Annotated in this window: 26 protein-coding genes; 22 read left to right on the top strand and 4 right to left on the bottom strand. The window is 26.1% G+C overall.

What is annotated here, in order from left to right; all coding sequences use genetic code 11:
- Positions 1–123: 123 nt before the first annotated feature.
- Positions 124–876 carry a peptidylprolyl isomerase gene (locus ACTHUW_RS09295; RefSeq protein WP_442197760.1) on the top strand — a complete coding sequence of 251 codons (753 nt, stop codon included), beginning with the start codon at positions 124–126 and terminating at the stop codon, positions 874–876.
- A gap of 32 nt (positions 877–908) precedes the next feature.
- On the opposite strand, the gene ACTHUW_RS09300 is transcribed toward ACTHUW_RS09295, so the two are convergent.
- A complete protein-coding gene (locus tag ACTHUW_RS09300; protein ID WP_442197759.1) occupies positions 909–1,085 on the bottom strand; it encodes an asparagine synthase in 177 nt (58 codons plus the stop codon).
- Between the two features lie 153 nt (positions 1,086–1,238).
- On the opposite strand from ACTHUW_RS09300, the gene ACTHUW_RS09305 reads away from it, so the two are divergent.
- The 4 genes from ACTHUW_RS09305 (at position 1,239) to ACTHUW_RS09320 (ending at position 6,330) form a co-directional block, all read left to right on the top strand.
- A complete protein-coding gene (locus ACTHUW_RS09305; RefSeq protein ID WP_442197758.1) occupies positions 1,239–2,933 on the top strand; it encodes a LytS/YhcK type 5TM receptor domain-containing protein in 1,695 nt (564 codons plus the stop codon).
- Positions 2,930–3,703, top strand: coding sequence for a LytR/AlgR family response regulator transcription factor (locus ACTHUW_RS09310; RefSeq protein ID WP_442197757.1), 774 nt, complete (start codon positions 2,930–2,932; stop codon positions 3,701–3,703). Before ACTHUW_RS09305 ends, ACTHUW_RS09310 begins: the two co-directional genes overlap by 4 nt.
- 121 nt (positions 3,704–3,824) lie before the next feature.
- Positions 3,825–5,255: a carbon starvation CstA family protein gene (locus ACTHUW_RS09315; protein ID WP_442197756.1), complete on the top strand. Its 1,431-nt coding sequence runs from the start codon at positions 3,825–3,827 to the stop codon at positions 5,253–5,255.
- Positions 5,256–5,376: 121 nt separating this feature from the next.
- Entirely contained in the window at positions 5,377–6,330 is a 954-nt protein-coding gene (locus tag ACTHUW_RS09320; protein ID WP_442197755.1) for a TIGR01212 family radical SAM protein, read from the top strand.
- Between the two features lie 22 nt (positions 6,331–6,352).
- Here ACTHUW_RS09320 and ACTHUW_RS09325 read toward each other — a convergent pair whose 3' ends face one another.
- The gene (locus ACTHUW_RS09325) at positions 6,353–6,520 is read right to left on the bottom strand and encodes a DUF1540 domain-containing protein (protein ID WP_442197754.1); all 168 of its coding nucleotides are present in this window, start codon (positions 6,518–6,520) and stop codon (positions 6,353–6,355) included.
- Between the two features lie 90 nt (positions 6,521–6,610).
- On the opposite strand from ACTHUW_RS09325, the gene ACTHUW_RS09330 reads away from it, so the two are divergent.
- Both ACTHUW_RS09330 and ACTHUW_RS09335 read left to right on the top strand, forming a co-directional pair.
- Positions 6,611–7,330, top strand: a complete 720-nt coding sequence (locus ACTHUW_RS09330; protein WP_442197753.1) for a pseudouridine synthase — start codon at positions 6,611–6,613, stop codon at positions 7,328–7,330.
- A gap of 9 nt (positions 7,331–7,339) precedes the next feature.
- Positions 7,340–7,891, top strand: coding sequence for a DUF6648 family protein (locus ACTHUW_RS09335; protein ID WP_442197752.1), 552 nt, complete (start codon positions 7,340–7,342; stop codon positions 7,889–7,891).
- 23 nt (positions 7,892–7,914) lie between these two features.
- Here the strand turns inward: ACTHUW_RS09335 and ACTHUW_RS09340 are convergent, their stop codons facing one another.
- Positions 7,915–8,397 carry a hypothetical protein gene (locus ACTHUW_RS09340; RefSeq protein WP_442197751.1) on the bottom strand — a complete coding sequence of 161 codons (483 nt, stop codon included), beginning with the start codon at positions 8,395–8,397 and terminating at the stop codon, positions 7,915–7,917.
- A 162-nt stretch (positions 8,398–8,559) separates the two neighbouring features.
- On the opposite strand from ACTHUW_RS09340, the gene ACTHUW_RS09345 reads away from it, so the two are divergent.
- The 4 genes from ACTHUW_RS09345 to ACTHUW_RS09360 all read left to right on the top strand — a co-directional run bounded on the left by ACTHUW_RS09345 (position 8,560) and on the right by ACTHUW_RS09360 (position 12,576).
- Positions 8,560–9,516: an RluA family pseudouridine synthase gene (locus tag ACTHUW_RS09345; protein WP_442197750.1), complete on the top strand. Its 957-nt coding sequence runs from the start codon at positions 8,560–8,562 to the stop codon at positions 9,514–9,516.
- 59 nt (positions 9,517–9,575) lie between these two features.
- Complete coding sequence (locus ACTHUW_RS09350; protein ID WP_442197749.1) at positions 9,576–11,237, top strand: nucleoside kinase; 1,662 nt, start codon at positions 9,576–9,578, stop codon at positions 11,235–11,237.
- A gap of 8 nt (positions 11,238–11,245) precedes the next feature.
- Entirely contained in the window at positions 11,246–12,163 is a 918-nt protein-coding gene (gene glsA, locus ACTHUW_RS09355; protein ID WP_442197748.1) for a glutaminase A, read from the top strand.
- A 65-nt stretch (positions 12,164–12,228) separates the two neighbouring features.
- Positions 12,229–12,576, top strand: a complete 348-nt coding sequence (locus ACTHUW_RS09360) for a hypothetical protein (protein ID WP_442197747.1) — start codon at positions 12,229–12,231, stop codon at positions 12,574–12,576.
- 41 nt (positions 12,577–12,617) lie between these two features.
- Here the strand turns inward: ACTHUW_RS09360 and rodA are convergent, their stop codons facing one another.
- On the bottom strand, positions 12,618–13,754 hold the full coding sequence (gene rodA, locus ACTHUW_RS09365) for a rod shape-determining protein RodA (RefSeq protein ID WP_442197746.1): 1,137 nt from the start codon (positions 13,752–13,754) through the stop codon (positions 12,618–12,620).
- 218 nt (positions 13,755–13,972) lie between these two features.
- On the opposite strand from rodA, the gene ACTHUW_RS09370 reads away from it, so the two are divergent.
- The 11 genes from ACTHUW_RS09370 to trmL all read left to right on the top strand — a co-directional run bounded on the left by ACTHUW_RS09370 (position 13,973) and on the right by trmL (position 23,929).
- On the top strand, positions 13,973–14,455 hold the full coding sequence (locus ACTHUW_RS09370) for a DUF456 domain-containing protein (RefSeq protein WP_442213125.1): 483 nt from the start codon (positions 13,973–13,975) through the stop codon (positions 14,453–14,455).
- A 95-nt stretch (positions 14,456–14,550) separates the two neighbouring features.
- Positions 14,551–15,729 (top strand): glycine C-acetyltransferase, encoded by a 1,179-nt coding sequence (locus ACTHUW_RS09375; protein WP_442197744.1) that lies wholly within the window; start codon positions 14,551–14,553, stop codon positions 15,727–15,729.
- 68 nt (positions 15,730–15,797) lie between these two features.
- The gene (locus ACTHUW_RS09380) at positions 15,798–16,079 is read left to right on the top strand and encodes a DUF503 domain-containing protein (RefSeq protein WP_442197743.1); all 282 of its coding nucleotides are present in this window, start codon (positions 15,798–15,800) and stop codon (positions 16,077–16,079) included.
- Between the two features lie 12 nt (positions 16,080–16,091).
- On the top strand, positions 16,092–16,733 hold the full coding sequence (nth, locus tag ACTHUW_RS09385) for an endonuclease III (RefSeq protein ID WP_442197742.1): 642 nt from the start codon (positions 16,092–16,094) through the stop codon (positions 16,731–16,733).
- 64 nt (positions 16,734–16,797) lie between these two features.
- A complete protein-coding gene (locus tag ACTHUW_RS09390; RefSeq protein WP_442213127.1) occupies positions 16,798–17,922 on the top strand; it encodes a VanW family protein in 1,125 nt (374 codons plus the stop codon).
- Positions 17,923–17,948: 26 nt separating this feature from the next.
- Positions 17,949–18,143, top strand: coding sequence for a G5 domain-containing protein (locus ACTHUW_RS09395; RefSeq protein WP_442199254.1), 195 nt, complete (start codon positions 17,949–17,951; stop codon positions 18,141–18,143).
- Between the two features lie 99 nt (positions 18,144–18,242).
- On the top strand, positions 18,243–19,163 hold the full coding sequence (locus ACTHUW_RS09400) for an AAA family ATPase (protein WP_442197740.1): 921 nt from the start codon (positions 18,243–18,245) through the stop codon (positions 19,161–19,163).
- 10 nt (positions 19,164–19,173) lie between these two features.
- Positions 19,174–20,361 (top strand): DUF58 domain-containing protein, encoded by a 1,188-nt coding sequence (locus ACTHUW_RS09405; RefSeq protein WP_442197739.1) that lies wholly within the window; start codon positions 19,174–19,176, stop codon positions 20,359–20,361.
- Positions 20,354–22,600, top strand: a complete 2,247-nt coding sequence (locus ACTHUW_RS09410; protein ID WP_442213129.1) for a transglutaminase-like domain-containing protein — start codon at positions 20,354–20,356, stop codon at positions 22,598–22,600. The genes ACTHUW_RS09405 and ACTHUW_RS09410 overlap by 8 nt, the downstream gene beginning before the upstream one ends.
- A gap of 20 nt (positions 22,601–22,620) precedes the next feature.
- On the top strand, positions 22,621–23,445 hold the full coding sequence (locus tag ACTHUW_RS09415) for a Cof-type HAD-IIB family hydrolase (RefSeq protein ID WP_442213131.1): 825 nt from the start codon (positions 22,621–22,623) through the stop codon (positions 23,443–23,445).
- A 13-nt stretch (positions 23,446–23,458) separates the two neighbouring features.
- Complete coding sequence (trmL, locus tag ACTHUW_RS09420) at positions 23,459–23,929, top strand: tRNA (uridine(34)/cytosine(34)/5-carboxymethylaminomethyluridine(34)-2'-O)-methyltransferase TrmL (protein ID WP_442199253.1); 471 nt, start codon at positions 23,459–23,461, stop codon at positions 23,927–23,929.
- The last annotated feature ends 144 nt before the right edge of the window (positions 23,930–24,073 follow it).

Here is a 24,073-nt window from a genome sequence, read left to right on the forward strand (position 1 = left end):
CGTACGGTGGTGTGAGAGGTCGGTAAATAAAATAATTATTTACCTCCTACTCTATGTCCATTAGACAGATTTAAAGATATCTGTTATCATTATTAATGAAATCTATTATAAAGGAGAGTTTACATGGAAAACATGAATAACAAAGTACTAGCAACAGTTGAAGGAAGGGAAATAACGGAATTAGATATTCAACAATTACTTCAAAGCTTAGGACAACAACAAGCTATGCAATTTAACTCAGAAGAAGGAAAAGAAAGATTATTAGAAGAATTAATAAATCAAGAATTATTTTATCTAGATGCAAAAGATAAAAATATGGATGAAGAAGATGAATTTAAATTTGAACTTGAAAGAGCAAAAGCTAGTTTATTAAAACAATATGCTATGAGAAATTTATTAAGTGATGCTACAGCTACAGAAGAAGAAATAACTGAGTATTACAATCAAAATAAAGATTCTTTTAAAGAAGAACCACAAGCTAAAGCAAGTCATATTTTAGTTGAAACAAAAGAAGAAGCAGAAAAAGCATCAAAAGAAATAAATGATGGAATGAATTTTGAAGAAGCAGCTAAAAAATACTCTACTTGTCCGTCAAAAGAAAAAGGTGGAGATTTAGGATATTTTACTAAAGGTCGTATGGTACCTGAATTTGAAGAGGCAGCATTTAATATGGAAGTTGGAACAATAAGTGAGCCTGTAAAAACTCAATTTGGTTATCATATAATAAAATTAGAAGATAAAAAAGATTCTAGAGAATTAGTTTTAGATGAAGTAAGAGACCAAATTAATCAACAATTAATTGGTATGAAACAAAACAAACTTTATTTAGATAAAACAAATGAACTTAAAGAAAAATATACTATAGACAAAAAATAAGTGAAATGGCCTAGGCCATTTCACTTATTTTTTTATAAACTTTCATCTTTATGCTGAAAATAATCTATACCACCTAATACTACATGAGCAATACCAAATCCTACTACTCCCCAAGCTAAACTTTTTTTAGCTTTTTTTCTAGATAATAATCCAGCAGTTGTAACTACAGCACCAATTGCAGTTGGAATTGAACCTTCGACTATATTCATGTAATAATAACCTCCTTTTTTAAAGGCATGCTTTTATTATTTCCTAAAATCTTAAAATAATGTTAGGATAAATTAGGCAGTATTATTTATGTCTTTTTATTTTTTTGTTTTTAAGTTAAAATAATTATAGAATGTTTAGAAAGAGGTTAAAAAATGATTATTTATATTTTAAGAAGTTTAATAAATAGTGTTAGCATAATAGCAATATTATCTTTTATATTATCTAAAGTTTCAGTTATAAGGCAACTTATATCAAAAGAAAAATCAAGTTATACAGATAAGATTATATTTTCTATATTTTTTGGATTACTTGGTATAGTGGGCACATATTCAGGTGCCCCGGTAGAAGGAGCACTTGCTAATTCTAGAATTATAGGGGTATTTGTAGGTGGGCTTTTTGGTGGGCCTTTTGTAGGAATGCTCTCAGGAGTTATAGCAGGTATGCATAGATTTGCTATAGATATAGGTGGATTTACGGCTCTTGCATGCGCAATATCTACCACTGTAGAAGGTATAATGGCAGGTTTACTTAGTAAAAAGTTTTTTGAATCTAAGAATAAATGGTTATTTGCTTTGTTTTTTGGTGCTATAGCTGAAGTTATACAAATGTTAATTATAATAATTGTAGCAAAACCATTTGATTTAGCAATAGAACTTGTAAATATAATAGGGATACCAATGATAATAGCAAATGGAGTAGGGATATCTATAACTATTGCTATAGTTAATAGTGTATTAAAAGATAAAGAACTAGAAGGAGCATTTCAAGCTGAAAGAGCACTTAAGATTGCAAATGAAACCTTGCATCACTTCAGACAGGGATTTAATTTTCAAACAGCAGATAAAGTCTCAGAAATTATATTTGAAATGACTTCATTTAAGGCAGTAGCATTAACCAATACACGTATAATTCTAGCACATAAGGGAGAAGGGGAAGATCATCATAATTCAGGAGATATAATAAAAACAGGTTTAACACATAGTGTTTTATCTTCTGCAAATTATAAAATAGCAAATAGCCCAAATGAGATTGGTTGTGAAAAAGATAAATGTAAATTAAAATCAGCTATAATAGTACCTTTAAAAGAAGGAGAAAAAATAGTAGGAACACTTAAATTATATAAAAAGAAAGGAAATACCATATCTCCAACTGAAGTTAAACTTGCACTTGGCCTAGGTTCTTTGTTTTCTACACAAATTGAGTTAAGAAAAATAGAAGAAAATAAAGAGCTTGCTACAAAAGCTGAACTTACTGCCTTACAAGCTCAAATTAATCCCCACTTTCTATTTAATGCAATTAATACTATAGTTTCATTAATAAGGACTAAACCTGATAAGGCACGTGAATTATTAATACACTTAGGGTTTTATTTCAGAAAAAATTTATATAAATCTCAAGAATTGGTAGATTTATATACGGAATTAGAACATATAAATTCTTATTTAGAAATAGAAAAAGCAAGATTTGGAGATAAATTAGAAGTTAGATTTAATATAGAGAAAGATTTAGAGATTAAAATTCCACCATTACTAATTCAACCTATAGTAGAAAATTCTATAAAACATGGAATAATGAATTCTATAGAAGGTGGAAATGTCTCTATATCTGCTTATAATAAAAATGAAATGATAGAAATTGTAGTAGAAGATAATGGAGAAGGAATGAATGATGAAAAAATCAAGAGTATATTAGATGAAAAAAATCAGAAGGATTCTATTGGATTATTAAATGTTCATAAAAGGATACAGTTAGTATATGGGGATGAGTATGGGATTAATATTAAAAGTCAAAAGGATATAGGAACAAAAGTAACAATATTATTACCAAAGGAGGAAGTATTAATATGAAAATCAAAGCTTTAATTGTAGATGATGAGCTTCCAGCAAGAGAAGAAATAATATATTTATTAAGCAAGTATAAAGATATAGAAATAATAGGAGAAGAAAATAATGGGCTTAGTGCCATGGAGGCTGTAGAAAAATTAGAACCTGATATGATATTTTTAGATATAAATATGCCAAAAATATCAGGAATAGAAGTAGCAAATAAAATAATAAATAAAGAAGACAATATTCCACTTATTGTTTTTATTACAGCTTATGATGAATATGCAATTAAAGCATTTGAATTAGATGCAATAGACTATTTATTAAAACCAATATCAGAACAAAGATTAGATAAAACTATAGATAAATTACGTCTAGGACTAGGTTTTAGAAATGAAAAATATGAAATTAAATTAAATAATATAATTAATAAATTACAAAAGAAAAAGGAAGTAACTCTGGATAAGTTAACTTTATATAAAGAAGGTGCTTTTTATCCAATAGAGATAAAGGATATAATACTTGCAACAGTTGAGGATAAAAACACTGTCATAATAACAAAAAATGATAAGTTTATATATCATGAATCACTATCACATTTTGAAAAAAATATAAATAATGATAATTTTTTTAAAAGTCATAGATCATTTGTTGTAAATATGGATTATATAGAAAAAATAGAACCATGGTTTAATCAAAGTTATAATATAAAATTAAAGTACTATAATGAAAACATACCTGTAAGTAGGGGACAATTAAAAGAATTTAAAATGATAATGAATATCATTTAGTTCCCATTCAAACTCTTATATTGCACTTCACATGTGACTTAATACAATTAAGCTTAAAATGCCTATTAATTACTATAAATATAATACAATATCAGTATACAAATTAATAGGAGGAATTTATATGATTTCATTTTTTAGTTCAATAGCAATATTAATAATTGGTTACTTCACTTATGGAGTATTTGTGGAAAAGGTTTTCGGGGCAGATGAAAACAGAAAAACACCAGCAATTACAATGGAAGATGGTGTTGATTTTATGCCACTTAGTTGGCCTAGAATATTTCTTATTCAATTTTTAAACATAGCAGGACTTGGTCCAATATTTGGTGCTATAATGGGAGCTTTATTTGGTCCAGCAGCATTCATATGGATTGTTTTAGGTAGTATTTTTGCTGGAGGAGTACATGATTACTTTTCAGGAATGCTATCTGTTAGACATGAAGGTAAAAGTATTTCAGAGATTGTAGGGATTTATTTAGGAGAAAATGCTAGAAAGATAATGAGAGTATTTTCTGTAGTATTACTTATATTAGTTGGTACAGTTTTTATGACAGGACCTGCTCAATTACTTGCTAATTTGAATTTTGCAGGACTTGGAAGTTTAAATATTTGGCTTGCTATAATCATAATTTATTATTTTCTTGCTACAATATTACCAGTAGATAAAATAATAGGCAAAATTTATCCTCTATTTGGGGCTGCTCTACTTATAATGGCAGCAGGAATAGGTTCAATGTTAATAATAAAAGGATATAATATACCAGAAGTAACATTGAAAAATCTTCATCCAGGTGGTTTATCCCTGTGGCCAATGCTTTTTGTAACTATAGCTTGTGGAGCTATTAGTGGATTCCATGCAACTCAAGCTCCAATGATGGCAAGATGTCTACCTAATGAAAAATATGGTAGAAAGGTATTTTATGGTTCAATGATAGCAGAAGGTATAATAGCTCTTATATGGGCAGCAGCAGCTATGACATTCTTTAATGGAGGAGTTGGAGGATTAAATGATGCTTTAATCAATGGTGGAGGAACTGCAGGCGTTGTAAACACAATATCCTCTTCACTACTTGGTAGAGTTGGAGGAGTACTTGCAATGCTCGGAGTTATAGCAGCACCTATTACATCAGGTGATACAGCATTTAGAAGTGCAAGACTTGTAATTGCAGATGCTTTAGATTATAAACAATCAGAAACTAAATCAAGATTATTAGTTGCAATTCCTTTATTTGTAATAGGATTTGCACTTACAAGAATAGATTTTAATATAATTTGGAGATATTTTGCATGGTCAAATCAAACACTTGCAACCATAGTTCTATGGGCTACAGCAGCTTATTTAATTACAATTAATAAGAACCATTGGATTGCTACAGTGCCAGGAACATTTATGACAGCAGTAAGTGTAACTTATATATTTCAAGCACCAGAAGGCTTTCAATTACCACAAACAATATCTTATCCTGTAGGAATAATAGTAGCAATACTAGCACTTGCAACATTTTTATACAAGTTTAAATTTAGTCACAATCCTAGTCCAAGTAAAATATAAATAAATATTAAATAAAATAAATGGATAGCTTTCACATTAAAGCTATCCATTTTTATATCTTAATTGATAATTTATAAGTTTTAATATAGAATAATAGTATTAAAGAAAAGGTGATTAAAAAATGGATGAAAATAAATTTTATAGGGTATATTCTAAATTTCTAAAAGATAAATATGGAGAAAAGGTATATAAATTACCAATAAATATAGATACTACTTGTCCTAACAGAGATGGATGTGTGGGTAGAGGAGGCTGCATATTTTGTGGAGAAGTTGGTACTGGATTTGAATCTCTATCTAATAGTATTTCAGTAAAAAGTCAATTAGAAAAAAATAAAGAATATATTAAAAAAAGATATAAAGCTAAAAAGTTTATAGCTTATTTTCAAAATTTCACAAATACTTACATGGAATTTGAAAGATTTAAAAAACTAATAGAAGAATCTGTCATAGAAGATATAGTAGAAATTTCAATATCAACAAGGCCAGATTCTATATCAGATAAATATCTAAAGTTTTTAAAAGAATTTAGTAAAGAAAAAAATATAAATATTACAATAGAATTAGGACTTCAAACAGTAAACTATCATACTTTAAAAAAGATAAATAGAGGTCATACTTTGGCAGAACTTATAGATAGTGTTATTAGAATAAAAAAATATGGTTTTAGAATATGTTTACATCTTATATTAGATCTTCCTTGGGATGATAATATGGATGTAATTGAAAATGCTAAAATTATATCTGCACTTGATATAGATCAAGTCAAAATACATTCTTTATATATTGTTGAAAATACTGCCTTAGGAGATATGTATAAGAAAGATTTAATAAAACTTATCTCAAAAGATGAATATATACAAAGAGTAGTATTATTTTTAAAATATTTAAAAGAAGATATAGTGGTAGAAAGATTGATAGGAAGAGCCCCAAAAGAAGATACCCTCTTTGTTAATTGGAATACAAGTTGGTGGAAAATAAAAGAAGAAATTTTAAAAGAAATGGAAGATAAAAATATAATACAAGGAGAAAAATGTGATTATCTTAATGGAAAGGCATTAAATCAATTTAAATAAAGGGCTTAAATAAGCCCTTTATCTATTTCTTTTCAAAAGTTGTACAATCCGTTTCTTCAGCATTTTTAGCATTCATTGGATTTATTTGTATTTTACTAGCATTACAATAATTACCTTCAGCATTATAATAGCAAGTATTAACGCTACATACTACTCCAGGAAGGTGTGAGTTTGTTTTTTGAGTTGTCATAAATAAGCCTCCTTTATTATGGAATAATCTTAGTATGTGTTAAAATATAAAATGTATTCGAAGTAATTATAGGATTTAGGAGGATTTTAAATGTCAAAAAAGGAAAGAATAGATAAGATATTATCAAACTTAGGATATGGAACAAGAAAAGAAATAAAACAAAAAATCAAATCAAAAATGGTAAAGGTTAATGGACAAACAATAAAAGATAATTCAGTTAAAGTTAATCCTTATGAAGATATAATAAAATTTAATGAAAAAATAATAGATTATAGAAAGTTTATATATCTGATGTTAAATAAACCAGCTGGCATAATTTCAGCCACAGAAGATAATTTTAATAAAACTGTAATCGATTTAATAGATGATAAATATAAAGCATTTAAACCCTTTCCAGTAGGAAGATTAGATAAAGATACAGAAGGATTACTTTTAATAACAAATGATGGCGAATTAGCCCATAAATTATTATCACCAAAAAAACATATAGATAAGAAATATTTTGTAAAGGTTAGTGGGAAACTTGATAATTTTGATGAAGAAAGTTTCATAAAAGGAATTGATATAGGGGAAAAAAACCTAACTCTTCCAGCAGAGTTAGATATAAAAGTTTCTGATGAAATTTCTGAGTGTTATGTTATAATAAGAGAAGGAAAGTTTCATCAAGTAAAGAGGATGTTTGAAGCTTTGGGAAAAAAGGTGATTTATCTAAAGAGAGTTAAGATGGGTAGTTTATACCTTGATTCTAATCTTAAACTAGGTGAATATAAAGAACTAAGCAATGAAGAATTAGACATTATAAATAGATAGGGTGTAAATATGATAAGTAGTAAAGAAGAAAGTAAATTCGATAAGTTTTTTAATCACAGGGATGCTCTCATTATGAAATTTAAAATAGGAGATATTTCTAAAAGGGAATATATAATGGAAAATGTAGAGTTTATAGAAAAATTAAATGTTAAACCTTTTAAAAATATTGATAGCTTTGAAAAGGGAATGTATAATTATCAATATTATAATATGTTAGCAAAATATTATTATATGGAAGCAAAGCATTTAAAAGATAAGGGAGAGCCAGTTAAATATTATCAATCATTTCTAGATGAAGGATATTATTATTATGGTGAAAAAGATAAATCCACACTGAAGTTTCTTAAATTTCTTAAATTCAAAAATATGGAAGCATATTATATAAATGTTAATTCCGATAGTCTTCAAGGTAAATTATATGAAATAAACTTAAAAGAATTTGATAAAGCTATATTTCATTCAAAAAGCTTTAAGATACTAGATATTCTGAAAAAAGAAAAAGTTTTTCAAAATGATAGTAGGAAATCAATTATTGATGAATATGTAAATGTGAAATATTAAGAAGGTAGATTAATCTACCTTCTTTAAATTTTATTTGTAAGAATTTTAATTATAGTATCTATATCAGAGTTTTTGTTTAGTTCAAAATTTCCAGGATGGATATTGGTTTCCAAATCTAAATCAGATAATCTAAGCAAAAATTTTCTTTTATCATTTATAAGCTTTTTATCAAATAAAGTTTGTGCAACTGTTTCCGAAGATGAACCTTGCTCTATACTAATCTTTACATTTTCATCAACTTTTGAAGTATCTTCTTGAGATGGAGTTTCTTCTTCTTTTTCTTCTTCAACTTTAGGCTCTTGCTTAGGATCAGATTCTTTCTCAGGTTTTTCTTTAGGTTCTTCTGTCTTTATTTCTTCAGTGCTTTCATCAATATTAGTATCACCAAATAAAATATCTAATCTCCAAAAAATAATACCGCCTATTAAAACTATAACTAAAATAATCATAACAAAATCTATATAGTTATATATAAAGTCCTTTAATCTTTCTAAAAAATTCTTCATAGCTTGCTCCTTTCTAAATTACATATATTTAAATACTATATATAATAATATCATAATTCAGCTATAATAATCAATAAACACTAAATATAGAAAATAGAACTTGTCTTAACTAGCTCTTACGTATTATGATAATAGATATAGTAAAAATTAAGAGGTGATAAAATGATAAAGATAAAAATAAATAAAAACGATGAAGGACAAAGAATGGATAGATTTCTTTTAAAATATATGGATAAAGCACCTAAAGGATTCATTCAAAAAATGATAAGAAAAAAAAGAATTAAATTAAATTCTAAAAGAGCTTATCCAGAAGATATATTAAAATTAAATGATGAAATAAACTTTTATTTATCTGATCAAACAATAGATAAGTTTAAAAGTGATATAATAGAGGTAAAATCAAATATAAAATTAGATATAATTTATGAGGATAGAAATATACTATTAATAAATAAGAAAAGGGGAGATATTTCTCATTCAAATAAAGAAGATGAAAAAAGCATATCAAATGCTTTAATAAATTATCTAATAGAAAAAAATGAATATAATCCTGAAACAGAAAAAAGTTTTACTCCAGCTATATCAAATAGACTTGATAGAAATACAGAAGGTATAATAATAGCTTCAAAGAATCACAATGCTCTTAAAGCTATAAACAAAGCTATTAAGGAACAATATATAGAAAAATATTATAAAGCTCTAGTATATGGAAAAATAGATAAAGAAATGATATTAGAAGATTATCTTATAAAAAACAATAAAGAAAATAAGGTTAAAATTTCAAAAGAAGAAATCTCGAATTCAAAAAAAATAATTACTGAAATAAAACCTCTGAAATTCAATGAAAATTATACACTTGTAGAAGTGAAATTAGTTACAGGAAGAACTCATCAAATCAGAGCACATTTAAGCTATGTAAACAATCCTGTTTTAGGTGATAAAAAATATGGTAAAAAAAATCAGAATGAAAATTTTAATTTAAAGTCACAATTTTTATTAGCATATAAAATAACTTTTAATGGCTTGGAAAATGATTTGAAATATTTAAATGATAAAACTTTCGAAATACCACTTTCACCTGAATATGAAGAAATTATATATCATGTTTTTAATAATTAAGTATATAAATTAAGAATCAATTTTTATATATTACACTAATATAATTTAGGAGGTAAGATATGATTTTAAATATAAGTATAGATGGAAATAGAAATATAAATATAGAAAAAGGTGCTAGTATAAGAAATCTTATAAAAAATAGTAACTTTAAAGAAGATAAGAATTATTTAGCTGCTAGGATGGATAATGAAATAAAGCATCTGGACTATAAATTACAATCTAGTACAGATTTAGAATTATTAGATATAAAAGATAAAGATGGATTTAGAGTATATGTAAGAACATTAACATTTATCCTAATAAAAGCTGTAGATGAAGTTTTTAAAGGTGCTAGAACAACTATAGAACATTCACTTAGTAAAGGACTCTATGTTGAAATACATAAAGATAATGATCTTAACTTAGAAGATATCGATTTGATAAAAGAAAAAATGAATGAAATAATAAAAAAAGATTTACCAATAAAAAGAAAACTTATGAAAACACCTGAAGTAATTAAAATTTTTGAAAAACAAGGAATGAATGATAAATTAGAGCTTGCAAAATATAGGAAGAAAGAAAAGATTCATATATATGAATTAGATGGATTATATGATAAGTTTTATGGTTATTTAGCTCCTTCAACTGGATGTATAAATTCTTTTGATTTAACATATTATCATCCAGGCATAATACTTAGATATCCTAGAAAGGATAATAATTATGAGATACCTGAGTTAATAGAACAAAATAAATTAGCTCAAATTTTTAAGGAAGCAGAAAAATGGGTTGAAATATTAAAACTTGAAAATGTTGCATCATTAAATGAAAAAATAATTAATAAAGAAATCCCTGAAATAATAAGAATATCTGAAGCTTTTCATGAGAAAAAAATTGCAAATATAGCAGATAAAATATGTGAAGATGAAAAAATAAAGATAATTTTAATAGCAGGTCCATCTTCTTCTGGCAAAACTACATTTGCTCAAAAGTTATATACTCAGCTAAAAATAAATGGTAAAAGACCAGTTTCATTATCCATAGATGATTACTTTGTTGATAGGGAACATACACCCTTAGATGATGAGGGTAATTATGACTTTGAAACTATAGAAGCTGTAGATATAAAGAAATTCAACAATGATTTAATAGGTTTATTAGATGGTAAGAAAGTGGATATACCAAAATTTGATTTCGTGGATGGTAAAAGAGAAATAAAAATCAAGGATTTTAGTATTGAAAAAAATCAACCTATAATAATTGAAGGAATACATGGATTAAATGAAAAGCTTACAAACCAAATCCCTCATATGTATAAATATAAAATATATATAAGTGCCTTAACACAATTAAATATAGATGATCATAATAGAATTCATACTACAGATAATAGATTAATTAGAAGAATAGTAAGAGATAGCATGTATAGGGGAAGAAGTGCTGAAGGCACACTTGAATTATGGAAATCTGTAAGAAGAGGAGAAGAGAAAAATATTTTTCCTTATCAAGAAGAAGCAGATATAATGTTTAATTCAGCACTTGTATATGAACTTGCAGTGCTTAGAAAATATGCAGAACCCTTACTTCAACAAATAGATAGATCAAGTATTCATTTTGCTGAAGCAAAAAGATTGCTTAAATTTTTAAATTATTTTAAAGTGATAAGAAATGATGATATGATACCATCTACATCTATATTAAAAGAATTTATAGGCGGAAGTGCCTATAGAGAAGAAGAGTAGGTGTTTTTATGGAAAAGAAACTAAATAAAATAATAGAAAATAATAAAGATCTTACTTTAGAAGGAGAAGTTGCAACATATATACCAGAACTTGGAAAGGCTAATGCCAAAGATTTAGGTATTTGTATAGCAGATATGGAAGGTAATATTTATAAAGCAGGAGATTACAATAAAAAATTCACTATACAAAGTATATCAAAAACCATATCTTTGATGATGGCTTTAATGGATAATGGCAAGGAAATAGTTTTTGATAAAGTAGGCATGGAGCCTACTGGGGATGCCTTTAACTCTATAATAAAACTTGAAACAATTATGCCATCACGCCCTTTAAATCCTATGATAAATGCTGGGGCTATAGTAGTGTCCTCTTTAATAAAAGGAAAAGATAAAGAAGAAAAATTTAATAGATTATTATCTTTCATGAAAAAGATATCTGAAAATGATAATCTTGAGATAGATAATGAGGTCTATTTATCTGAAAAGAAAACAGGACATAGAAATAGGGCTATGGCATATTTCATGAAAGATGTAGGGATCATAGAAGGTGATATTGAAGACATACTAGATGTCTATTTTAAACAATGTTCAATTAAGGTTGATTGTGTAGATTTAGCTAAGATGGGTTTATTTTTGGCCAATCAAGGAATATTGCCATCCACAGGACAAAAGTTAGTATCTGAAGATATATCTAGAATTGTAAAAACTTTTATGGTTACATGTGGAATGTATAATGGTTCTGGGGAATTTGCTATAAAGGTTGGAATTCCTGCAAAAAGTGGTGTTGGAGGAGGTATAATGGCATCAATACCACATAGAATGGGAATAGCTACATTCGGACCTTCTTTAGATGATAAGGGAAATTCTATTGGTGGCTACAAAGCCTTATATGAATTATCAAAAGAGCTTAATTTAAGTATTTTTTAAATATTAATGTCAAATTACTATTGTCTTAAGTATTATATAGTAAAAGATGATAGTATGGTGATTATATGGAAGTTAATGAAAATATAAAAGCTATTGTAATTCCTTATTTTGAAGATAAATTTGTTATGTCATTTAATTCTAAACAAAAATGCTGGGAATTTCCAATAGGTGAGGTTAGTGAAAATGAAAGTTTAATTCAATCTTCAATAAGGCAAGTGTTTGAAAGATGTGGAGCAATATCAGAATATCTACAACCATTAGGAATGCATGGAAAAAAATATATAATCTATCTGAGTAAAATAGCAGTATTTGAACCAAAACCTAGATGGAGTGATTCTGATCTAGTAAAATTGTTTGAAGATTTACCAAATGAAGTATTAGATAAGGATAGACTATTATATGAATCAGCTTAAAAAAAAGCTAAAAGCTAAATGCACGTGCATTTAGCTTTTTTTTAAAAGTTTATTTGACTTTTTCTCATTGCTATACTAAAGACAAAGCCCATTGCAATCATATTAGTTAAAAGAAATGTTCCTCCATAACTAATAAAGGGAAGAGGAATACCAGTTACAGGCATAAGTCCCATAGTCATTCCTATATTTTCTATTATATGAAAAGTTATCATAGCCGCAATTCCTATTACAATTAAGGAGCCAAATGAATCTTTAGCTTTTTTAGCTATTGTTACTAATCTATATAATAATAATAAAAATAAAAAGATTAATAAAAGCCCACCTATTAATCCGAAAGATTCTCCTATAACTGCAAATATAAAATCTGTATGCTTTTCTGGCAACCAGTTTAAACCTGTAAAACCACTTTTTTTAACCCATTCAATTTTCTCATTTAAATTTCCATCTGTTGTCATAAGTCTACCAATAAGTTGACCTGAACCTATTGCAATTTTAGATTGAGTACTTTGATATCCCGCACCCATGGGATCTAGTGAAGGATCTAAAAATATTAATACTCGATTTTTTTGAAATTCACCTAAAAACCCAAACCATAATATAGGTAAAGATATAAGTCCTGCTATTAAAGCATATATAATATATCTATAATTTAAACCTGCTACAAAGAGCATAATAAATGTAAAAAATATAAATACAAGTCCTGTACCAAAGTCATTTTCTACTACTAATAAAATAGGAATAACAGCAAAGGTTAAAACTTTTATAAGAGTAAAGACATTATTTATATCTTTTTTGTTTATCTCTATAAATTTAGCAAGAGATATAATAATACCTATCTTTACTATCTCAGAAGGCTGAAAACTAAATCCTCCTATAACAAGCCAACTATCAGCTCCCCATTGCTCCGAACCTGTACCAAATAGTACTACAGCTAAAAGTAATCCATTTGATAATATATATATAGGGATATAAAGTTTGCCCCATATGTCATAGTCAATAAGGGATAAAATCATGACAGCAATAACTCCTATAATAAATGCTATAGCTTGACTTTTGAGGGCTGACAAGGCACCGGTTGCAATATATATTGAAAAAAATCCATATGAAGTTAATATCAATATAAGAAAAAGTAAATAATAATCAAATTTCTTTAAAGGGTTTCTATCTACAAACATCATTTTAATAACTCTCCATTCTAATTAAATATTAATAATAATTATATCATAAAATAAAATAATATAAATAAGTATATACTATTTATATTATAGATTTAATATTTCTATTTATTTATAATTGAAATTATGGGTATAAATAATATTGTGAGTATATTTTAGATTTAAATATGTTAAAATAAAAATTGAGAAGAAGCATAGTCTGAGTCTCAAGGGGGTAAAGTATGAATTTAATTTTAATAATTATATCATTAATTTTAATGTTCATAGGTCTCATAGGAACTTTTCTACCAGCTATACCAGGACCTGGACTTATATTTTTTACTAGTTTAATATATGGAATAATAACAAAGTTTGAAAAATTATCTATAACTAGTCTAGTAATACTTTTAATACTCTCTATTTTAACTATAGTACTTGATAATGTAACTTCTTTAATTACCACAAAAAAAGTTGGTGGCTCAAGATATGGTATAATAGGAGCTATAGCAGGAGGAATCATAGGATTTTTATCACTTAACTTTATAGGTCTTATAATTGGACAATTTGTAGGGACTATAATTGGAGAATTGATTATAAGAAGGAATTTTAATGATTCATTTAGAATAGGAATGGCAGGATTCATAGGTTACTTGATTGGTGTAGTGTTAAATAGTACAATAGCAGTAATTATGATAGTGATATTTATATTTAATGTAATCATATAAAAATAATAAATTTATAAAAAATAATATTTATTTTGAAGGGTTTATAAATTTTTTATTGAATATAGTATTATACAATTTAAGGAGGTAGTGTAAAAATGGGAAATACTCAATTTCTAGAAAAGAAAATAGAAGAATTAAAAGAAGATGGTGTATATAGGAAATTACCAGTATTAGAAGGTGCTAATGAAGCAGAAGTGATATTAGATGGTAAAAAAGTTATAAACCTATCATCAAATAACTATTTAGGATTTGCAAATCATCCTAGACTTAAAAAAGCAGCTATAGAAGCAGTAGAAAAATATGGTGTTGGATCTGGTGCTGTTAGAACTATAGTTGGAAATATGGATATACATGAGGAGTTAGAAGAAATACTTGCAAAGTTTAAAAAAGAAGAAGCAGTTATGGTTTATCAATCAGGATTTAACTGTAATGCAGGTACTATTCAAGCTATTACTGATAAACAAGATCTTATAATATCAGATGAATTAAATCATGCAAGTATAATTGATGGAGTTAAATTAAGTAAAGCAGATAAAGCAATATTTAAACATTCAGATATGGAAGACTTAGAAAGAATTTTAAAAGAAAAAAGAGAATTTCATAAAAATGTATTAATAATTACAGATGGAGTATTTAGTATGGATGGAGATTTAGCAAAATTACCTGAAATTGTAGAATTAGCTGAAAAATATAATGCTATGACCTATGTAGATGATGCTCATGGTTCAGGAGTATTAGGTAAAAGTGGTAGAGGTACAGTAGATCATTTTGATCTTCATGGAAGAGTTGATTTCACTATAGGTACACTTTCAAAAGCAATAGGTGTAATAGGTGGATATGTTGCTACAAGTAAAGCAGCACAAGAGTGGTTAAATCATAGAGGTAGACCAATTTTATTTTCAACTTCACTTCCACCAGCAGCAGTTGGAGCTATCATAGAAGCTGTTAAGATACTTATGGAAACAGAAGAATATACAGATAAATTATGGGATAATGCAAAATATTTCAAAGAAAAATTAGGTAAATTAGGCTTTGATACAGGTAAAAGTGAAACTCCTATAACTCCTGTTATGATAGGTGACGAAGCTAAAAGTATGAATTTTAGCAAGAGACTTAAGGAAGAGGGAGTATTTGTTTCTGCAATAGTATTTCCTACTGTAGCAAAAGGAATGGGAAGAGTAAGATGCATGGTAACAGCAGGTCATACTAAAGAACAATTAGATAGAGCAGTAGATGCATTTGAAAAAATAGGAAAAGAAATGGAAATCATATAAATAAGGGGCACTTTAAGTGCCCTTTTTTATATAATATAATAAGTAAAGTTTTAATTGGAGTGATAAATATGATTATAGGTGCATGTAGTGTAGAATTGTTCATATATGATACTAACTCACTAAAAGAAAAAAGACATGTCTTAAAAAGCATTATAGGTAGGATACAATCAAGATTTAATGTATCCATTTCTGAAGTGGATAATAATGATAAATGGCAAATAGCTACCATTGCCTTTTCTATTGTAACTAATGATACAAGTCATGCAAATAGCACTATATCAAATGTATTAAATTTTATAGAAAGAGATAGCAGATTAGAAATAACAAATCATTTTATAGAAATACTTTAGTTGGAGGGTAAGATGAAAAAAAAGCTAAATAAAAAAGAAATAAAAGAAGTGTTAGAAATTTTAAAAGAATTATATCCTGATGCAAAATCAGAACTTGATTTTACAAATCCCTTTGAACTTTTAATATCAACCATTCTTTCCGCTCAATCTACAGACAAAAGAGTAAATTCTATTACAAAAGAGTTGTATAAAGAATATAAAACGCCTAGTGATTTTTTGACACTTTCAACTGAGGAATTAGGAGAAAAGATAAGAAGCATAGGATTCTTTAGAAATAAAAGTAAAAATATTTTAAGGACTTGTGAAATACTTTTAGAGGACTATAATGGTGAAGTTCCTAATACTAGAGAAGAACTAATGAAATTACCTGGAGTGGGAAGAAAAACCGCAAATGTAGTAATAAGTAATGTATTTGGAAAGAATGCAATAGCAGTAGATACACATGTTTTTCGTGTATCCAACAGAATAGGTATTGTAAATGCAAAAGATGTAGATGAGACAGAAAAACAACTTATGAAAAATATAGATGAAGATTCATGGACAGATGCACATAATTGGTTAATATTTCATGGTAGAAGGATTTGCAAGGCAAGAAGTCCCAAATGTAGTGAATGTCCCTTAAATGAGTATTGCTTATATTATAAAAACAAATAAATATTTCATAAATATAAAACTCTTAGAATACTATAAAATATAGTAGATTTTTTAGGAGGAAGTTATGAAAGAAAATAATAATTGGAGAAAAAAACAAAATAGTATAAGTGTTATTTTAGTTTTGATATTAATTTTGGGAATATTTACCTTTATTTTTCTTAATTATTCGAAAGAAGAAACAATTTTTGGAAAAACTTATATAAACAATATATATGTAGGGGGTTTAAATGAAAAAGAAGCAATAGCATTATTAAAAGAAAAATTAGAAGGAGAATTTGTAAGAAAGAATATAATTTTATCTTTCAAAGAATATAGAAAAGAAATTACATTAAAAGACATAGATGGAAACTATGATTATGAAAAAGCAGTAAAAAAGTCACTTAAAAATGGAAAAGATAAAAATCAATTTAAAAATATGATAAATATTTTTATGATGAGAAATAAAAGATATGATTATAATCTAGAGTTTGTATTTAACAATAAAAAATTAAATGAAATATCTAAAAAAATAATATCAGATATTTCAAAGAAAGAGAAAAATGCAGACATTAAAATAAGTAATGGAAACATAGAAATAATTAAAGAGGAAATTGGTATAAAATTAAGTAAGAAAGATATTAAAAGACAAGTAATAAAAAAAATAAACAATAAAAAATATTCTATTTCTTTACCAATAACATATATAAAGCCTGAAATAACACAAGAGATACTAGAAGAAATAAATGGGGTAATTTCAAATTTTTCTACATCATTTTCAAGTGGAAATATAAATAGAGTAAAAAATATTGAAATTGCAACTAGGGCAATAGATGGGAAGTTACTCTTACCAGGGGAAGAATTATCTTTTAATAAGACCACAGGTGAAAGAAGTAAATCTAATGGATATTTCTTAGCCAATGTAATATTAAATGGAGAATATGTAAAGGATTATGGAGGAGGAGTATGTCAAGTTTCTACTACTCTTTATAATGCAGCCTTACTATCAGGCATAGAAATTACAGAAAGGGCACCTCACTCTATTCCAGCTTCATATGTCCCCAAAGGAAGAGATGCTACAGTTGCTTATGATTACTTAGATTTGAAAATAAAAAATACTTATGACTATCCTATATATATAGAAGGAAACCCCTATAAAAACAGTATTGAATTTAAAATTTATGGAAACACTCAAGATATAAAAAAAAAATAAAAATTGAATCATTTATTGAAGATATAATTAATTATGATGTAAATATATCTATAGATGAGAATCTACCTAAAGGTGAAAAGAAAATAATTAAAAAAGGTAGAAAAGGCTATAAGGTAAAGGTATATAGAATTATATATGAAGATAATAAATTAAAGTCTAAAAATATAATTTCAAGTGATTATTATAAGGCAAATGAAGAAATAATTATATTGGGAAATTAAAAACTCTTGGGAAACCAAGAGTTTTTAATTTGTACTAGTAATGGTATAATATAACTAAAGCAAACAACAAAACCGAAAATTCTGAAAAAAGGAGAAAATATGAATAAAAAAATACAAAATCTGATAGAAAACATAGATAAGGTTATATTTGGTAAAAAGAAAGAAATAATAGACATAATAACTTGTTTACTTGCAGAAGGTCATATCCTCTTAGAAGATGTGCCTGGAGTTGGAAAAACTAATTTAGTCCATGGTCTTGCAAAATCATTAGATAGTGAATTTGGAAGGATTCAATTCACACCTGATTTATTACCATCTGATATAACAGGTGTATCTATATTTAATCCAAAAAACAATGAATTTGAATTTAAAAAAGGACCAGTATTTACTAATATATTATTAGCAGATGAAATAAATAGAACTTCCCCAAAAACTCAATCAAGTTTACTTGAAGCTATGCAAGAGATGCAAATCACAGTAGAAGGTAAAACTTATCATCTAGAATATCCTTTTATGGTTCTTGCAACAGAAAATCCTATTGAATATGAAGGGACTTTTCCTCTGCCAGAAGCTCAATTAGATAGATTTATGATGAAAATGAGTTTAGGTTATCCAGATAATGAAAGTGAAAAGAAAATTTTGAGAAATTATGCAAAAAAAACACCAATTGAAGAATTAAAGCCAGTTTTAAATTTAAAAGAGATTAGAGAAATTCAAAAAGAAGTACAAGAAGTACATGTGTCATCTGAAATAGAAGATATAATTGTAAAGTTAGCAAATAATACAAGAAATCATAAAGATATAAAATTAGGAGTAAGTCCAAGAGGATCATTACTTCTTTATAAAGCATCAAAATCATTTGCATATATTAAAGGTAGGGATTTTGTTTTACCAGATGATATAAAGAAATTATATTTATCAGTTTTTTCACATCGAATAATCTTAAGACCTGAAACAAGATTTAACAATATAAGTTCACAAGAAGTTTTGATGAAGATTTTTTCTAAGCTAGAAATATAAGGGTGATTATATGAATAGAAAAATAATGTTTTATATATTAGCTCTTATAATGTTTTTATTTTCAATATTTGTAGGTGGGAAATTTCCTTTTTTATTATTTTTTTTAATTATATTAACTATAATCTACTCTACTTTTTCTAATAATTACAATAAAAAAAATTTACAAGGTGTTTTTTGGATAAATAAATATAAATTCACAAGAGGGGAAATATTTAAGATAGAATATAAAATATATAATAGTGGTTTGCTTCCAATTCCTTATATAGAAATAGAAGAGAATATAAATGAAAGATTAATAAAGCAAAAAGATAATGCAAAGATTTTCTTTATAAAGCCATTTGATTATATTAAAATAAAAAAGGAATATAAATCTCTCCATAGAGGTAAATATGATGTAGGAAATTTAGATATCATAATAGAAGATATATTTTCTATAAAAAAATCTAAAATGACATTAAAAGATTCTTTGGATATAATAATATACCCTAAAATTTATGATATAAAAAATATAAATTTATTTGGAAAAGATTTTTTTGGTTCAGATAAAACAAATGAAAAACATAATGAAGATTATTCTAATATTAAAAACTTAAGAGAATACGCTCCAGGAGATAGCCTTAGAAGAATACATTGGAAAACAAGTGCAAGAAAAGGACAATTTTTTGTTAAGAATTTTAATACATCTTCAAAAATAAATGTGAAAGTTTTTATGGATTTTGAAGAAAGTAAATTTTTAAGAAATAACAAATCATTAGAAGATGTATTAATAGAAATCACTTCTAGCATAATTCATTTTACTTTAAAAAATAATATTGAAACAGAATTTATAAGCTATACAGACAAGAAATTAAAAATGAAATTAAATAATATATCTCTTTTTAATAGCTTTTTAGATAATATGGTAACCATAAGTCCTAAAATGAATAGAAAGTTATCAGATACTATATTAGAAGAAGTTAATATAACTTCATTAGGTACTACAATAGTAATTGCTACCATAGAGATTGATAAATCCATGATAGATACAATTTTGAACATTAGAAAGATGGGAATAAATATAACTATCTTTATTATCAGAGACTCTTTTTCAAAAATAGATGATGAAAGAATTTTAAAACTCAAATCATTAAATATAATAATATACAAACTATACAACGATGACAATCTAGAAAAGGTTTTAGGTGATAGATATGAATAAAACTTTTGACTTTCTTTATAAAACATTTTTTACTATAATAATTATTTTTTCTACAATAGGAGTAATTCTAGGTGATTTAAAAGGTGATTTTGATTTAAATGCTATAATTATTATAATAATAGTGACATTAATTTCTTTAATAGTTTTTTTTATATTTGATAAAAAACCTATTTTTTTAATTGTGACTATTATTACAATGTTTTTAGTTTCTGTAATTTATAATGAATATTACAATGAAAAATTTATTTTATTGATTAATAGTATAAATGATTTTTTATTGTGGGCTCAGGATTTTATAAATAATAAGGCAATATTTAATAATATTTATTTTAATATATTTTTAATATTATTAACAATAATTTTATCCTTGTTTATATATATTACAGTATTTAAATTTAAAAGAATGTATCCTTTATTAATAAGTGTTACATCATTTTTCTTATACAGATGGTTTTGGTATCAAAACAGTGCTTTTAATTATTATTATATTTTTATATTTTCGGTATTTTCATTATATACTTTTAATAGATTAAAGAGTAAATTTATAGATTGGAAGAGAGAAAAAAAGGATGATACTAATTATAAAAGTAAATATCTTTTTATATATTCCTTTATAGTTACCCTTACAATAATATTAATAGCTTTTATATTGCCCAAGGATAATCCTCCTATAAAATGGAGGTGGATGGATGATAAGGTCCAAACAAATTTTCCACAAGTTACTGAGTGGAGAAATAATTTAAAAAAATCACAGGGCTATGGTAAGAATCTAGAATTTGATTTGACATTTACCCCTTATCAAAATCAAGAAAGAACTCTTGGGGGTAATATTGAGATAAACAACCAATTAGTAATGGAGGTAGAATCAGATAGACCTCTTTATTTAAAAGGAATAGTAAAAGATGAATATACAGGTTCCTATTGGAAGAGTGAAGAAGATCAAGTAAAAGAATACCAAAGCAATGATGATATAGATATAGAAAAAAAGAATTTAAATAGCTATACTGAATTAGAATATGAAGTAAATCATATAAATCTGACAACTTCTACTATATTTAGCTCCTATATACCAATAAAAATAAATTATGATGAAGTATATTATTCCAGTGATGAATATGAAATATATACTAATAAAGTAATACTTAGTGAAGATGGTTATAGTGTTAAATCTCTGATTCCATATTTTGATAAAAATAAAGTTGACATTGATTATGAAAAAAATGAAAAATATTTAAAATTACCAGATACAGTTACACAAAGGACAGAGAATCTTTCATTAGAATTAACAAAAGACATGCCTAATGACTATGAAAAGATGTTGATTTTACAAAATTATTTAAGGGACAATTATTCATATTCATTAAAGCCTGGAAATGAAGAATATGATGATTTCGTAGATAATTTTATATTTGAAAAATCAGAAGGATATTGCACTTATTTTGCATCTTCTTTAGCAGTCATGGCAAGGACTATAGATATACCTACAAGATATGTAGAAGGTTTTATTACAGGAGATAAAAATGAAGAAGGAAAATATGAAGTATATAGTGAAAATGCACATGCGTGGGTAGAAGCCTATATAAACGGTTATGGTTGGATGGTATTTGAGGCGACTCCAGCATATAGCATACCTGATAATTTACCAGATACTAATGAAGAAGAAACAGAAGATGATTTTACTAATCCTGAAAGCATTCAAAACAACGAAAGCAAAGAAAAACAGCTGGAAGAAATGCTTGAAGAAAACTATAATAGTAAACAAGAAAATACAGATAGTAAAGACCAAAACAACAATAAAAATAATCCAGGAAATATTTTTCTGAGATCTTCTTTTTATATAATATTGTCTCTACTTATTTTAATAATATCTTTATTCTTATATATTTTTGTGAAAGAAAATATTGATAATAAAAATTTTAAAAGATATGATTCTAAAGAAAAAGCAAAGGGTTATTATAAAAAGATTTTAAATATATTAGCTTATTTAGGATACCAAAAAGAGCTTGGAGAAACTGATATTGAGTTTATAAAAAAAGTTGATATAAATAACAAGGCAAATTCAGATTTGAAATATTTTATAGATATTTATATAAAAACAATATATGCTAATCAAGATTTAGATTACAAATCAGAGAAAAATATACAAATAATAATTGATAATTTAAGTAAGGAAATGAGGGATAAAAAAGGTACTTTGAAATACATCATACAAAAGGTATATAATAAAAGAAGTATATAATATAAAGGAGAAGATTTAAATTGAAATACAAATTAATAGCAATTGATATGGATGGTACTTTATTAAATAGTGAAGAAAAAGTATCAGAAAAAAACAAAGAAGCAATATTAAAAGCAACACAAAAAGGTATACAAGTGGTAGTTTCTACTGGTAGAATATTTTCATCAGCTACTTATTTTGCAAAACTACTAAAAGTAGCAACACCTATAATAGCTTGTAATGGTGGTTATGTAAGTGAGTACAATCCTTCAAATATAATAATAGAAAACTCCATAAAAAAAGAAGATATTAAAAAAATCATAAAAGTTTTAGATGAAAATGATTTATATTATCACTTTTATGACAATGAAAACTTTTATACTAAGGACCTAAAATATAACTCTTTAAAATATTATGAATGGAGTAAGAAACAAAATGAAGAAAATAAAATCAATATAGAAGTGATAGAAAATCCTATGGAATTAATAGAAGAAAAGGATTTAAAGGTTTATAAAATGGTTGTTGTAGATGATGATATAGAAAAGGTCATAAAAGCAAGAGAAGAATTATCAAAAAATAAAAATATAGAAATTGTAAGTTCTATGCATGGAAGTTTTGATATAATGTATAAAGGTGTATCCAAAGGAAAAGCTTTAAAAGAACTATGTGAAATCTATAATATAAAGAGAGGAGAAGTAATTGCAATTGGAGACAATGAAAATGATTTATCAATGCTTGAATTTGCTGGGACCTCTGTAGCTATGGGAAATGGAATAGATTTGGTCAAAAACTATGCTTCTTTTGTAACAGATACTAATGATAATGATGGAGTTGCAAAGGCAATAGAAAAATATGTTTTAAATTAATTGGAGGAAAATGATGAGTATAAATATAGTTTTAATGGAACCAGAAATACCACAAAACACAGGCAATATAGCCAGAACTTGTGCAGCCACAGGCTCTAAATTACATCTTATAAGACCACTTGGATTTTCTTTAGATAGTAAACATCTTAAAAGGGCAGGACTGGATTATTGGAATTTATTAGATGTATATTATTATGATAGTTTTGAAGAATTTAAAGAAAAAAATGATTCAAATAACTTCTTTTATGCTACAACTAAATCCAAAAAATCTTATGCTGATATGAAATTCAATGAAAATTGTTTTTTAATCTTTGGTAAAGAAACAAAAGGTATACCAGAAGATATATTAAATAAGAACAAAGAAAAAACAATGAGAATACCTATGATCAAAAATGAGAATGCAAGATCACTTAATTTATCAAATTCAGTTAATATAGTAGTTTACGAAGCCTTAAGACAAATTGGCTTTCCAAATATGTATTAAATTTCCCGAACTAAATTTAACATGGATTTAACAAAAGTTATTATAATTTAATGTATTATAGTAATTGTGTTTGAAATTTATATTAATTTAATTAGATAGTTGCAGAATGTGATTTTTAAAAATATCTGTGTTATCCACAAGAAA

Origin of the sequence: Senegalia sp. (in: firmicutes) (assembly GCF_052088025.1) — a bacterium.
In the GTDB taxonomy this organism is placed as follows: domain Bacteria; phylum Bacillota; class Clostridia; order Tissierellales; family SIT17; genus Anaeromonas.

Excerpts from the sequence above, each read along its gene's own strand:
- rodA (WP_442197746.1), bottom strand. The coding sequence starts at position 13,754 with ATGATGTTTGTAGATAGAAACCCTTTAAAGAAATTTGATTATTATTTA.
- ACTHUW_RS09410 (WP_442213129.1), top strand. The coding sequence starts at position 20,354 with ATGAATAAAACTTTTGACTTTCTTTATAAAACATTTTTTACTATAATA.
- ACTHUW_RS09310 (WP_442197757.1), top strand. The coding sequence starts at position 2,930 with ATGAAAATCAAAGCTTTAATTGTAGATGATGAGCTTCCAGCAAGAGAA.
- ACTHUW_RS09400 (WP_442197740.1), top strand. The coding sequence starts at position 18,243 with ATGAATAAAAAAATACAAAATCTGATAGAAAACATAGATAAGGTTATA.
- ACTHUW_RS09320 (WP_442197755.1), top strand. The coding sequence starts at position 5,377 with ATGGATGAAAATAAATTTTATAGGGTATATTCTAAATTTCTAAAAGAT.
- ACTHUW_RS09405 (WP_442197739.1), top strand. The coding sequence starts at position 19,174 with ATGAATAGAAAAATAATGTTTTATATATTAGCTCTTATAATGTTTTTA.
- ACTHUW_RS09300 (WP_442197759.1), bottom strand. The coding sequence starts at position 1,085 with ATGAATATAGTCGAAGGTTCAATTCCAACTGCAATTGGTGCTGTAGTT.
- nth (WP_442197742.1), top strand. The coding sequence starts at position 16,092 with ATGAAAAAAAAGCTAAATAAAAAAGAAATAAAAGAAGTGTTAGAAATT.
- ACTHUW_RS09370 (WP_442213125.1), top strand. The coding sequence starts at position 13,973 with ATGAATTTAATTTTAATAATTATATCATTAATTTTAATGTTCATAGGT.
- ACTHUW_RS09360 (WP_442197747.1), top strand. The coding sequence starts at position 12,229 with ATGGAAGTTAATGAAAATATAAAAGCTATTGTAATTCCTTATTTTGAA.
- ACTHUW_RS09305 (WP_442197758.1), top strand. The coding sequence starts at position 1,239 with ATGATTATTTATATTTTAAGAAGTTTAATAAATAGTGTTAGCATAATA.
- ACTHUW_RS09315 (WP_442197756.1), top strand. The coding sequence starts at position 3,825 with ATGATTTCATTTTTTAGTTCAATAGCAATATTAATAATTGGTTACTTC.
- ACTHUW_RS09340 (WP_442197751.1), bottom strand. The coding sequence starts at position 8,397 with ATGAAGAATTTTTTAGAAAGATTAAAGGACTTTATATATAACTATATA.
- ACTHUW_RS09345 (WP_442197750.1), top strand. The coding sequence starts at position 8,560 with ATGATAAAGATAAAAATAAATAAAAACGATGAAGGACAAAGAATGGAT.
- ACTHUW_RS09335 (WP_442197752.1), top strand. The coding sequence starts at position 7,340 with ATGATAAGTAGTAAAGAAGAAAGTAAATTCGATAAGTTTTTTAATCAC.
- glsA (WP_442197748.1), top strand. The coding sequence starts at position 11,246 with ATGGAAAAGAAACTAAATAAAATAATAGAAAATAATAAAGATCTTACT.
- trmL (WP_442199253.1), top strand. The coding sequence starts at position 23,459 with ATGAGTATAAATATAGTTTTAATGGAACCAGAAATACCACAAAACACA.
- ACTHUW_RS09325 (WP_442197754.1), bottom strand. The coding sequence starts at position 6,520 with ATGACAACTCAAAAAACAAACTCACACCTTCCTGGAGTAGTATGTAGC.
- ACTHUW_RS09375 (WP_442197744.1), top strand. The coding sequence starts at position 14,551 with ATGGGAAATACTCAATTTCTAGAAAAGAAAATAGAAGAATTAAAAGAA.
- ACTHUW_RS09350 (WP_442197749.1), top strand. The coding sequence starts at position 9,576 with ATGATTTTAAATATAAGTATAGATGGAAATAGAAATATAAATATAGAA.
- ACTHUW_RS09295 (WP_442197760.1), top strand. The coding sequence starts at position 124 with ATGGAAAACATGAATAACAAAGTACTAGCAACAGTTGAAGGAAGGGAA.
- ACTHUW_RS09380 (WP_442197743.1), top strand. The coding sequence starts at position 15,798 with ATGATTATAGGTGCATGTAGTGTAGAATTGTTCATATATGATACTAAC.
- ACTHUW_RS09330 (WP_442197753.1), top strand. The coding sequence starts at position 6,611 with ATGTCAAAAAAGGAAAGAATAGATAAGATATTATCAAACTTAGGATAT.
- ACTHUW_RS09390 (WP_442213127.1), top strand. The coding sequence starts at position 16,798 with ATGAAAGAAAATAATAATTGGAGAAAAAAACAAAATAGTATAAGTGTT.